At 73.2% G+C, this 11,767-nt stretch carries 11 protein-coding genes; 6 read left to right on the top strand and 5 right to left on the bottom strand.

Annotation, left to right across the window (positions count from 1 at the left end; genetic code table 11):
• From hflX to IR158_RS18080, 3 genes are all read left to right on the top strand, one after another.
• Window positions 1-903: GTPase HflX (hflX, locus tag IR158_RS18090; RefSeq protein ID WP_291815501.1), on the top strand; the 903-nt coding region annotated here is incomplete at its 5' end.
• A 56-nt stretch (window positions 904-959) separates the two neighbouring features.
• Window positions 960-3,140, top strand: coding sequence for an ATP-dependent DNA helicase (locus IR158_RS18085; protein ID WP_291815498.1), 2,181 nt, complete (start codon window positions 960-962; stop codon window positions 3,138-3,140).
• A gap of 78 nt (window positions 3,141-3,218) precedes the next feature.
• Window positions 3,219-4,223 (top strand): L-lactate dehydrogenase, encoded by a 1,005-nt coding sequence (locus IR158_RS18080; protein ID WP_291815495.1) that lies wholly within the window; start codon window positions 3,219-3,221, stop codon window positions 4,221-4,223.
• A 79-nt stretch (window positions 4,224-4,302) separates the two neighbouring features.
• Here IR158_RS18080 and lexA read toward each other — a convergent pair whose 3' ends face one another.
• Window positions 4,303-4,998, bottom strand: a complete 696-nt coding sequence (gene lexA / locus IR158_RS18075; protein ID WP_291815529.1) for a transcriptional repressor LexA — start codon at window positions 4,996-4,998, stop codon at window positions 4,303-4,305.
• 416 nt (window positions 4,999-5,414) lie between these two features.
• On the opposite strand from lexA, the gene IR158_RS18070 reads away from it, so the two are divergent.
• The 3 genes from IR158_RS18070 (at window position 5,415) to IR158_RS18060 (ending at window position 6,757) form a co-directional block, all read left to right on the top strand.
• Complete coding sequence (locus tag IR158_RS18070; protein ID WP_291815493.1) at window positions 5,415-5,852, top strand: LysM peptidoglycan-binding domain-containing protein; 438 nt, start codon at window positions 5,415-5,417, stop codon at window positions 5,850-5,852.
• A gap of 117 nt (window positions 5,853-5,969) precedes the next feature.
• Window positions 5,970-6,467 carry a transcriptional regulator NrdR gene (gene nrdR, locus IR158_RS18065; protein WP_291815490.1) on the top strand — a complete coding sequence of 166 codons (498 nt, stop codon included), beginning with the start codon at window positions 5,970-5,972 and terminating at the stop codon, window positions 6,465-6,467.
• Window positions 6,468-6,568: 101 nt separating this feature from the next.
• Complete coding sequence (locus IR158_RS18060; RefSeq protein WP_291815486.1) at window positions 6,569-6,757, top strand: DUF5302 domain-containing protein; 189 nt, start codon at window positions 6,569-6,571, stop codon at window positions 6,755-6,757.
• Window positions 6,758-6,836: 79 nt separating this feature from the next.
• Here the strand turns inward: IR158_RS18060 and serA are convergent, their stop codons facing one another.
• The 4 genes from serA to IR158_RS18040 all read right to left on the bottom strand — a co-directional run bounded on the left by serA (window position 6,837) and on the right by IR158_RS18040 (window position 11,687).
• A complete protein-coding gene (serA, locus tag IR158_RS18055; RefSeq protein ID WP_291815484.1) occupies window positions 6,837-8,036 on the bottom strand; it encodes a phosphoglycerate dehydrogenase in 1,200 nt (399 codons plus the stop codon).
• A 109-nt stretch (window positions 8,037-8,145) separates the two neighbouring features.
• Window positions 8,146-10,245 carry a CotH kinase family protein gene (locus IR158_RS18050; protein WP_291815481.1) on the bottom strand — a complete coding sequence of 700 codons (2,100 nt, stop codon included), beginning with the start codon at window positions 10,243-10,245 and terminating at the stop codon, window positions 8,146-8,148.
• A gap of 24 nt (window positions 10,246-10,269) precedes the next feature.
• Window positions 10,270-11,076 carry a polyphosphate polymerase domain-containing protein gene (locus IR158_RS18045; protein ID WP_291815479.1) on the bottom strand — a complete coding sequence of 269 codons (807 nt, stop codon included), beginning with the start codon at window positions 11,074-11,076 and terminating at the stop codon, window positions 10,270-10,272.
• A complete protein-coding gene (locus IR158_RS18040; RefSeq protein ID WP_291815477.1) occupies window positions 11,073-11,687 on the bottom strand; it encodes a DUF4956 domain-containing protein in 615 nt (204 codons plus the stop codon). Before IR158_RS18040 ends, IR158_RS18045 begins: the two co-directional genes overlap by 4 nt.
• Window positions 11,688-11,767: the final 80 nt, after the last annotated feature.

Here is an 11,767-nt window from a genome sequence, read left to right as displayed (position 1 = left end):
CAGCTCGAGTACCTGCTGCCGCGCCTGCGCGGCTGGGGCGAGTCGATGAGCCGGCAGGCCGGTGGACAGGTCGGCGGTGCGGGCGCAGGCATGGGGTCGCGCGGTCCCGGTGAGACGAAGATCGAGCTGGACCGGCGCCGCATCCGCACCCGCATGGCGAAGCTGCGCCGCGAGATCGCGGCGATGGCGCCCGCGCGCGCCACCAAGCGCGCCTCGCGGGAGCGCAACGCGATCCCGTCCGTCGCGATCGCGGGGTACACGAACGCCGGCAAGTCGTCGTTGCTCAACCGGCTGACGCACGCCGGCGTGCTGGTGGAGAACGCGCTGTTCGCGACGCTGGACCCCACGGTGCGGCGTGCCGAGGCCGCCGACGGGCGCGTGTACACGCTCGTCGACACGGTCGGGTTCGTGCGTCACCTGCCCCACCAGCTCGTCGAGGCGTTCCGCTCCACGCTCGAGGAGGTGGCGGCGGCCGACCTGATCCTGCACGTCGTCGACGCGGCGCACCCGGACCCGGAGGGGCAGATCGCCGCCGTCAGGCACGTCTTCGCGGACATCCCGGGCGCGATGGACGTGCCCGAGATCATCGTCCTCAACAAGGCGGACCTCGCCTCGCCGGAGGCGGTGGCCCGCCTCCGCTCGCGCGAGGTGCACTCGATCGTCGTCTCGGCACGCACCGGCGAGGGGATCGAGGAGCTCGGCGCGCTGATCGCGGACCAGCTCCCGCGGCCCGGCGTGCAGGTCGAGGTCGTCGTGCCGTACACGCGAGGCGACCTCGTCAACCGCGTGCACGAGAACGGCGAGATCGACGTCGAGGAGCACACGGCGACGGGCACGCGGCTGCGGGCCCGCGTCGACGCGGGCCTGGCGGCCGAGCTCGAGGCTGCAGCGCGCACCGTCTGACGCCTCGGGCCGCCACGGCGGACGCGGGCGTCGGTGGGCGCGACTACGCTGACGCGGTGCTCGAGCCAGATCCGCCGTCCGTCCCGGACGCTGCCGACGGCGCACGCGCCGCCCAGGCGGCCGCCGAGGTCGACGACCTGCTCGACCTGGCCGTCGGCGCCCTCGGCGGCGGACGGCGGGACGGGCAGCACGCGATGGCGCAGGCCGTCGCCGACGCGTTGCGCACGGGGGAGCACCTGCTCGTGCAGGCCGGCACCGGTACCGGGAAGTCGCTCGGCTACCTCGTACCCGCCGTGCGTCATGCCGTGCAGGCCGACGAGCGCGTCGTCGTGTCCACCGCGACCCTGGCGCTGCAGCGCCAGGTCCTGACGCGCGACCTGCCACTGGTCACCACCGCCCTCGCCTCCCGCCTGCCGCGCGCCGCGAACATCGCCCTGCTCAAGGGCTGGCACAACTACCTGTGCGTCCACAAGGTCGCCGGTGGCTACCCGTCCGACGACCAGGGGACCCTGTTCGACGTCCCCGAGCCGCCCGGTGCCGCCGAGCACCCTGCTCCCGTGGAGGGGGACGGTGACACGGAGCGCGAGACGCTCGGCGAGCAGGTCGTGCGGGCGCGCGCCTGGGCCGCCGAGACGGCCACGGGCGACCGTGACGAGCTCGTCCCCGGCGTGACCGACCGCGCGTGGCGGCAGGTGTCGGTCACGGCCATGGAGTGCCTCGGCGGTGTGTGCCCGATGCTCGCCGAGTGCTTCCCCGAGGCGGCGCGGGCGCGGTCGCGCGAGGCCGACGTCGTCGTCACGAACCACGCCATGCTGGGCATCGCGGCGTCCGGGTCACCCGGGGTGCTGCCCGAGCACCAGGTCGTGATCGTCGACGAGGCGCACGAGCTGGCCGACCGGGTCACCGCGCAGGCGACGGCCGAGCTCTCGCTGCCGACCATCGAGCACGCCGCGCGCCTCGCGCGCCGGCACGGCGGCATCCCCACGACGGACCTCGACACCGCCGCGCAGCACCTCGCGAGCGTCATCGTGCCGCTGCCCGAGGGGCGGTTCCCGCGGGGTCTGCCCGAGGACGTGCAGCTCGCCGTCGCGGCGGTCCGGGACGCCGCGCGGACGCTGATGACGGCGCTCAAGCCCGACTCGGCGACGCGCGACGACGGTGGCCGCAAGATGGCGGTCTCGGCGATGCTCGCCCTGTTCGAGGTCGCCGAGCGGATGGCGGCGGACCCCGAGCAGAACGCGTCGACCGTGCTGTGGTGCGCGCGGGGCGAGGACCGTCGGGGGATACCGACCACCCGGCTGCACGCGGCGCCCCTGGCGGTCGCCGGGCTCGTGCGCACGCACCTGCTCACCGGACGCACCGCGGTCCTGACGTCGGCGACGCTGACCCTCGGCGGCTCGTTCGACCCGGCCGCGCGCTCGGTCGGGCTCGCGCTGCGGCCCGACGCGGCCCCCGTGGGCCCGGCGGCTCTCGGGGGCGTGTCGCGGGCACCCGACGCCGGCGCGCCGACGGCGGGACGGGACGGCGCCGCGTCGCCTGCCGCGGCGCCCGCTTCCGACGGCGTGGCGTCCTGGCGCGGCCTCGACGTCGGCAGCCCGTTCGACTACCCGCGGCAGGGCATCTGCTACATCGCGCGTCGGCTGCCGCCACCCGGCCGCGACGCGGCGACGGACGCGCAGCTCGACGAGATCGCGACGCTCGTCGAGGCGGCCGGCGGCCGGACGCTCGGGCTCTTCACGTCGCGCCGCGCGGCGACCGTCGCAGCCGAGGCGATGCGTGAACGCCTCGACGTGCCGGTCCTGCTGCAGGGCGACGACCAGCTCCCCACGCTGGTCGCCCGGTTCGCCGCGGACGAGCCCACGTGCCTGTTCGGGACGCTCTCGCTGTGGCAGGGCGTCGACGTGCCGGGTCCGGCGTGCCGGCTCGTGCTCATCGACCGCATCCCCTTCCCGCGGCCCGACGACCCCGTGCGCTCGGCACGCTCCGACGCGGTCGCCGCCGCGGGCGGCAACGGCTTCATGTCGGTGTCGGCCACCCACGCCGCGCTGCTGCTCGCGCAGGGCGCGGGCCGGCTCGTGCGCACGGGTGAGGATCGCGGCGTCGTCGCCGTCCTCGACCCGCGCCTCGCGACGGCCCGGTACGGGGAGTTCCTGCAGCGCTCGATGCCGCCGTTCTGGCGGACGACCGACCGTGAGGTGGTGCTCGCCGCGCTGCGTCGCCTGCGGGATTCGGACTAGCCTCAGGTCAGGGGCCGCGCCGGACCGGGCGGGCCGGCCCAGCTGGCACCGCGCCCGTGACGAGGGGACACCAAGGACATGGCCGACGACCTCGAGGGCGACGAGTACGCCCTCAGCACCCCCCCGTCCGTGCAGCGGCGCACCTCCAAGATCGGCATCGTCGGTGCCGGTGCCGTCGGGTCCACGATGGCCTACGCGGCACTGATGCGGGGGGCCGCACGCACGGTCGCGCTGCTCGACGTCAACCGTGCCAAGGTCGACGCGGAGGTCCTCGACCTGTCGCACGGCATCCAGTTCATGTCCATGGCCGAGGTCGTGGGCTCGGACGACGTGTCGGTCATGGCGGACTGCGACATCGTGATGTTCACCGCCGGCGCGAAGCAGAAGCCCGGTCAGTCGCGTCTCGACCTGGCCGAGGCGACGATCTCGCTCGTGAGCAAGGTCCTGCCCGGTGTCGTCGAGGTCGCGCCGCACGCGGTCTACGTGATGGTGACCAACCCGGTCGACGTGGTGACGTACGCGGCGCTGAAGATCTCCGGGTTGCCGCCGTCCCAGCTGTTCGGGTCGGGCACGGTCCTGGACTCGTCGCGTCTCCGCTACCTCATCGCCCGGCACACGGGCGTCGCGGTGCAGAACGTCCACGCCTACGTCGCCGGGGAGCACGGCGACAGCGAGCTCCCGCTGTGGAGCTCGGCGACCATCGGTGCCGTGCCGATCCTGGACTGGGAGGGCACCGGCGGTAACGGTGCGCTCACGCGCGAGGTCCGTGACGCGATCGCGCGCGAGGTCGTCGAGTCGGCCTACCGGATCATCGAGGGCAAGGGCGCGACGAACTACGCCATCGCGCTGGCCGGGTCGCGCATCATCGAGGCCGTGCTGAAGGACGAGCGGCGCGTGCTGCCCGTGTCGTCGCTGCTCGACGGGTACCTCGGCATGTCCGACGTGTGCCTGAGCGTGCCCACGATCGTCGGCTCGGCAGGCGTGACGGAACGGCTCGAGGTACCGATGTCCTCCGACGAGGTCCTCGGCATGCGGCGCTCCGCCGAGGCCGTGCGCTCGGTCGCGCGGCGCTTCGGGTTCTGACGCCGGGTCCCCGGGGACGACGCGGTCCCGTGTCGGCGGCGCGGTCGGGGAGGAATCCCGGACCGCGCCGCGCACCGGGCTACAGGCTGCGCAGGACGCTCACGACGCGCCCGAGAACCGTCGCACCGGCACCGTCGATGGGTGCGTAGGCCGGGTTGTGCGGCAGCAGCCAGACGTGGCCGTCCGTCCGCTTGAAGGTCTTGACGGTCGCCTCGCCGTCGATCATGGCCGCCACGATCTCGCCGTTCTCGGCGACGGGCTGGCGGCGCACGACGACCCAGTCGCCGTCGCAGATGGCGGCGTCGATCATCGAGTCCCCGGCGACCTTGAGCAGGAAGAGCTCCCCCTCCCCGACGAGCTGGCGGGGCAGGGGGAACACGTCCTCCACGACCTGCTCGGCGAGGATCGGACCGCCGGCGGCGATGCGTCCCACGACCGGCACGTAGGACGGTGCCGGGGCGTTGTCGCGCTCCGGCGTGTCGGGGCCGAGGGTGGAACGGTCCGTCCGGGCCGCCCACGGCCCGACGGCGCGCGCGTCGTCGGGCTGCACCACCTCGATCGCACGCGGGCGGTTGGGGTCCCGGCGGAGGTACCCCTTGCGCTCGAGCGCCGTGAGCTGGTGCTTCACGCTCGAGGGGCTCGTGAGCCCGACGGCGTCGCCGATCTCCCGCATGCTCGGCGGGTAGCCGCGCTGCTCGACGGACGCCCGCACCGTGTCCAGGACGAGCCGCTGCCGCGTCGTCAGCCCGTCGCCGGGCGCTGCGTCCGGGTCGATGGACGTGACCGTCGCTCGTTCGCGCGGCCCTCCCTGCTGCGTCGTCACACCGTCGTGCACGTCCACTGCGCCTCCTGCCGTCGGTCCGTCACAGGCCCGTGACGGGCGCCGCGCGCGACGGGCACCGGGGCCGACAGCCGTAGCTCGCTCCCGCCCTGGTACGTCAGCTGCGTGGCGGGCGGGCGGTGCGATGTCAGTGGTCGGTGGTGCACTCGTCGCAGCACTCACCCTAGGGGTGGGACCGGAGCGGATCAAACATCTGTTCGAGCGTGTCTCGACGGATGTCGGTCACCTCTGGTAGACATCGTACGTACGTTCGACGAACACATGTTCGAGAGCGAGGGTGTTCGGCGGAACGCCGCGGCGACCGGAGGCAGGTCGGCGCAGGCGAGGGCGAACGAGGAGAGGGGCTCGAGATGAGCGCGACGGCGATCGCACCGGTGGTGCGGGGAACGATCCGGCCGTGGACCGCTGGTGGGCCGGCGGCCCGCACGGTGACCGACCGGCGCGCCCCTGCGGCCTCCGCGTCCCGCAGTGTCGCACGGCGCTCGGAGCCGTCTCCCGCGCCGCTGCGTCTGACCCGCCGGGGCCGCGCTGTCGTGTGGCTCCTCGGGATCGCGCTCGCCGGCGGTGTCGGCGGGGCTGCGGCCTCCGCCCAGGCCGACGGGCCGGTCGCCGCGACGGAGGTGCGGCGCGTCGAGGTGGCGCCCGGGCAGACGCTGTGGGGGATCGCCGAGGACGTCGCGGCGCCGGGGGAGGACGTGCGTGACGTGGTCCTGCAGCTGATGGCGCTCAACGACCTGCCGTCGGCAGGGCTCCAGGCGGGCCAGAGGATCGTCGTTCCTGTCGGATGAGGTCGAGGCGTGCCGCGCGACGCGTGTTGCGGTGCCGGACGTGACGCCCTAGCGTCGCCTGCGTCCGCACGGCATGGTCGCTGCGGGCGTCATCCGAGCCATGCCGAGAGGTCCGCTGTGCACTGTCCGTTCTGCCGGCACCCCGACTCCCGTGTGGTCGACTCCCGCACGTCCGACGACGGCGCCTCGATCCGGCGACGGCGCCAGTGCCCGAACTGCCATCGCCGCTTCACGACGATCGAGACGGCGAGCCTGTCGGTCGTCAAGCGGTCCGGGGCGACGGAGCCCTTCAGCCGCGAGAAGATCGCGAACGGGGTGCGCAAGGCGTGCCAGGGCAGACCCGTGAGCGAGGACGACCTCGCGCTGCTGGCGCAGAAGGTCGAGGAGAACCTGCGTGCCGCGGGCTCCGCCGAGATCGACGCCTACGAGATCGGTCTGGCGATCCTCGGTCCGCTGCGCGACCTGGACGAGGTCGCGTACCTGCGTTTCGCGAGCGTGTACCAGGCGTTCGACTCGCTCGAGGACTTCGAGACCGCGATCTCCGCCCTGCGCGCCGGACGCACCGACGCCGGTGACGTCGAGGCTCCCGCGCAGGGTTCCTCCGCGACCTCCTGACGCGCCCCCGGCGTCCGAGGGGCCAATGGGCTGGCGTCCGGGCGCCGAGTCGACCACGCTGGGACCGCCGACGACCACGTCGGCGAGTGGAGGACGATCACATGACGCAGGACGACCGACCCTCGGCCGTGAGCGACGAGGCCAAGGAGAAGTTCCGGGCCGCGCTCGAGCGCAAGAAGAGCCAGGGACACCCCACGGCGGACGGGAACCGGAACACGGGCGCCGTCCATGGTGCGGAGACGGCGGGGCCGACGCAGCGTCGGTTCCAGCGCAAGTCCGGCTCGGCCTGACGAGCACCGACCCTCGGGTCGAACGACGCGGGGCCGCGCAGCGAACACGCTGCGCGGCCCCGCGTCGTTCAGGTGCCCGTCAGTCGAGGAGGCGCAGGCGCAGCGACTCCGGCCGCCCTGCCAGGACGTCCACGACGTCGGTCGCGACCGGGGACGAGACGTCCGTGACGACGTAGCCGAGCTCACCGCGCGTCGCGAGGAGCTGACCCTCGATGTTGACGCCGTGCTCGGCAAGGGTGGCGTTGATCGTCGCGAGCACGCCCGGGACGTTGCGGTGCAGGTAGGCGACGCGGTGGGCGTCGGGACGCTGGTCGAGCGCCAGGTTCGGGAGGTTGACGGACAGGTTCGTCGAACCGGTCGTCAGGTAGTCCCGGACCTTGTTCGCGACGAACTGCCCGATCGCCTCCTGCGCCTCCTCGGTCGAGCCGCCCGTGTGGGGCGTGAGGATGACGTTCGGCAGTCCACGCAGCTCGGACTCGAACGGGTCGCCCTTGCGCTTGGGCTCGTCCGGGAAGACGTCGACCGCGGCACCGGCGACCTGGCCCGAGAGGATCGCGTCCCGCAGCGCCGCGTAGTCGACGACGAACCCGCGCGAGAGGTTGAGGAAGATCGAGCCGGGCCGCATGCGTGCGATCTGCTTGGCCCCGAACATGCCGGCGTTGCCCGCTCGCCCGTCGACGTGCAGCGTGACGACGTCCGCGGTCTCGAGCAGCTCGTCGAGCGTGCTCATGCGCCGGGCGTTGCCGAGGGCGAGCTTCTCGGACGAGTCGTAGAACACGACCGACATGCCGAGGTTCTCGGCGAGGACCGACAGCTGCGTGCCGATGTTGCCGTACCCGATGATGCCGAGCGTGCGCCCGCGCACCTCGTGGGCGCCCGTCGCGGACTTGTTCCAGACGCCCGCGTGCATCTCCTTGTCGAAGACCGTCAGGCGGCGCGTCAGCGAGATGATGTCGGCGATCGCGATCTCGACCACGGAACGGGTGTTCGAGAACGGCGCGTTGAACACGGCGATGCCGCGGCTCGCAGCGGCGTGCAGGTCGATCTGGTTGGTGCCGATGCAGAACGCGCCCACGGCCTCGAGGTCGGGTGCGGCGGCCAGCACGTCGGCCGTCACGTTCGTCTTGGACCGGATGCCCAGCACCTGGACACCGGCGAGCGCCTCGACGAGCTCGGACTCGTCGAGCGCGCCGGTGCGCGTCACGACGTCGAAGCCGGCGGTCTCGAGGATCGTCCGGGCGTGCGGGTGCAGGTTCTCGAGCAGCAGGGCGGTAGGCACGCCCCATGGTGCTCCCGTCCCGTGCCGTGGACCAAAGCCGTCCCGAAGGACGGACGAGACCGCCCGGGACCGCAGCTGCGGTCCCGGGCGGTCCCCGTGAGTCCGCGTGTCAGGCGGCCGCGCAGGTCAGCGTGGGGCTGCCGCCGGTCCCCGACCCGATGAACCCGAACGTGGTCGCGGCACGGGCGCCGAGCGCACCGTTCCACGCCACGTTGCGAGCCGTCAGCGCCGTTCCCGTGCCGCTCAGCGTCGCGTTCCACGACTGGTTGACGCTCGTGCCCGCGGGCAGGCCGAGCGTGACCGTCCAGCCCGTGAGCGCGGCGGCACCTGCCGTGACGGTGACCTCACCCTGGAAGCCGCCCGGCCACGTGGAGACGGCCCGGAAGGTCGCCGTGCACGCCTGGCCACCGGGGGCGCCGGTGGGCGTCGGTGACGCGGTGGCGGTGGGCGACGCGGTGGCGGTCGGCGACGCCGTGGCGGTGGGCGACGCGGTGGCGGTCGGAGACACGGTCGCCGTGGGTGACGCGGTCGGGGTCGGCGAGCTCGTCGGTGTGGGGACCGGGTCGGTCGGTCCGCCCCATGCCGCGGTGGTGTCGAGCCAGGCGGCGCGCCGCAGCATCCAGTCCTGCATGAACGACACCTGCCCGCTCCAGGAACCGGCGGTGGGCGTGATGAACGGCCCGATCATCTGGGTGGACAGGTTGGGGTACCGCTGGAAGTTGCGCGCGGCCGCACCCGACAGCGGTGCCGTGAGCGTCGACACGCGCGAGCGCAGCGACGAGTCGGTCAGCGGTCCGCGGCGCAGCTCCTGCCACCGCACCTTGACCCGGTTGACGAACGTCGGGTCGCTCATGAGCACCGTGAACCAGTCGGTCGGGGGGTTCTGGCGCGTCTGCTGGTACTGCCAGCCGGACACCTGGTCGTTCTGAAAGTACCCGCCGACGCCGAGGGTGAGGTCGAAGTCCCAGAGCGGACCGGCAGTCAGCAGGCCGCCACGGTCCTTGTAGAAGTACTGGCTGCGGTAGTAGGCGTCCATGTCGCGGCTGAGCTCGTTGACGATCACCAGGTCGACGAACGAGTCGACGTCGATCAGGGACGGGTAGCCCGTCGTCGGGTCGGCGCGGTTCGGTGCGTGGATCGCGTCGTTGACGCGGCCGACGTACGTGGCGATGTAGTCGAGCTGGGCCGGGACCAGGTCGTCCGGGTCGTGGACCTCCAGGTCCGCCCAGCACCTCGAGGTGCCCTTGCACGGCACCAGGGGCTGCTCGGACGCGAGCCACTCGAACTTGATGATGTAGCCGCCCTCGACCTTCGGGGACGTGACGTCCTCGGGGTCGAGCTTCTTGAGGTCCAGCCGGTTCTTCTGGTTCTTGATCGTCTCCTCGAGCATGTACACGCCGCGGTAGTCGTTCGCGGCGACCGGCTGCGCGTCGTCGTTCACGTACACCTCGACGAGCCGGTAGCGCGGCGTGTGCAGGCCCATCTCGCGCCCGAGGTCGAGCATGAGCGCCTCGCGGACCAGCGACTTGTCGGCGAACGGCCCGCGCAGCGCCCAGTCCGACTCGGCCGGCATCCCGAAGAACGGCAGGTCGTTGTCGCCGCCCGCGTTGTCCCACAGCTCGAGGCGGTACGGCTTCTTGTCGAACATGCGGCTGGACTGCCCGCGCAGGCGGTACCCGGCACGGGTGACGAGCGCGGGGTCGGCCGTCAGGGTGGTGGAGCCGCCCTGGGGCTGCAGCTCGATGACCGCGGACGCGTGGTAGTCGTCGCCGACGGCGCCCTTGCCGAAGGAGTCGAGCACCAGCACGGGCAGGTCGTGGCTCGTCGTGACGTTCGTCGCCACGTACTGGGCGGAACCCGGCTCGCCGGTGGCGGCGCCGCCGACGAACGCCTGGGCCCGCACCTCCGTGCTGCGCGTGAGGCTCAGGGGCCCCGAGGCGACGGGGGAGGACGCGGTCGGGGTCGAACCGTCCGTCGTGTAGCGGACCTGGGCCCCCGCGACCGACGTCCCCAGCGTGACCTGCAGCGTCCCGGTGAACGCCTTGCTCGGCACGGAGAACGTCACGTCGCCGGCCAGGCCGGCATCGACCGCGGCCGCAGCGGCCGCGGGCGCCGGCGCGCCGGTGGCGGCCGACGGGGCGAGCAGGGGGATCGCCAGCACACTGGCCAGCACTCCCGCCGTGAGCGTGCGGGCTGTCCGTCGTGACATCGTCGTCTCCTCGGTGGCGGTGCGTCAGCTGTGCGCGTACGCCTCGACGGCGCCCACGCTGTACGGCAGGAGGTCGCGGCGCAGCGTGCGCCGCCACCGGGTCGCGGGCAGCTCGGGCCGCAGGGCGGCCAGGCCCGTCGCGTACTTCGAGATGCTCAGCGGGCGGTGACCGTGCGCCCACAGCAGGCGGTCGGCGGCCGACGCCGTCGAGCCCGTCTTCGTCTCGACGACCGCGAGCCCCTGCAGCCGCAGGGGCCGGTGCCCGTCGTGCCAGAGCAGGTCGACGTCGACCGTCAGCCGGCTGTCGGAGTCCGGCAGCAGGATCGTGGCCCGTCGGTACCGGGTCAGGAGCGTCGGCACCCAGGACATCGCCTCGACTCCCGCGATGCCGTGCGCCGCGAGGGTCGCGGTCACGAACGGCGTCGCGGGGTCGACCGTGGTGCGGTCGTCGAGCAGGTGGGGCACCCGGTCCTTGATCGTGGTGCCGCGTGCTCCCCGGGTCTTCACCTCGATCCAGCACTGCGCCGAGTCCACGTAGGTGCGGGTGCGGACCTTGAAACGCCGTCGCCGTCGGTGGGCTGCGAGGTGGTAGGCGAGCAGGTCCGGCGTGTCGAAGTACACGGACTCGTACTCGAACAGCCGCCGCGAGGCGATCTCCAGCACCTGCGCGTCGCGCGGCAGGGTGCGGACGAGGGAGCCCACGTCGTCGAGGGGCACGAGGTACTTGCGGTCGACGCGGGTCAGCAGCTCCGCGCGTTCCACCAGCTCCTCGAGGCCGACCGGGACGAGCCGGGCGACGGGGTCCTCGAGCAGGTCGGTACCTGCCGTCACGAGGCGGCTCCCGTCGTCGAGGTCCGGGCCGTCTCGCGGGGTGCCTGCACGTGGCCGCGCCGGCGCGCGGGCGGCACCGTCTCGTAGCGGACGTCGACCCAGGTGGTGTCGTTGACGAGGTCCACGCGCTGCACCGCGACCTGGTGGACCCGCGCCCCCAGCATGCCCTCGAGGCGGGCCACCAGGGCGACGCGGTCGAGAACGGCGCCGTCGAGCACGAGCTCCTGGCGCTGGTGGCGCCGCATGACGCGGGGGTGGTCGGCGACGAGCACCGCGAGCAGCAGGAGCGCCATGAAGGCGAGCGAGTGCCACAGCACCGGGCCCGGCAGCGCTCCCAGGATGCCGAGCGCGAGGGCGGCGAAGTAGTAGGCGACCTCGCGCTGGTCGATCTCCGTCGAGCGCAGGCGGATGATCGACAGGACGCCGAACAGCCCGAGGCCGAGACCCGCGCCGATCGTCGCGGAGCCGAGCGTCGAGGCGACGGCGAGCACGCCGACGTTCACGCCGAGGAACGCGACGACGAGGTCCCGACGACGGTGCCGTCGGAAGTAGGTCCATGTCAGCAGGCTGATGCCTGCGACGTCCGCGCCGATGAGCACGAGCTGGTCCATGTGCGCTGATCCCCCTGGTGACTCCTGCGCGGCCGTGACGCCCCGGTGAACGCCGGGTGAACGCCCGGGGCAGGGCAGGA

Origin of the sequence: Cellulomonas sp., assembly GCF_015234515.1 — a bacterium.
GTDB lineage: Bacteria > Actinomycetota > Actinomycetes > Actinomycetales > Cellulomonadaceae > Cellulomonas.
Note: the sequence above shows the minus strand (reverse complement) of the source record. Positions and strands in the feature narration are given on the sequence as shown.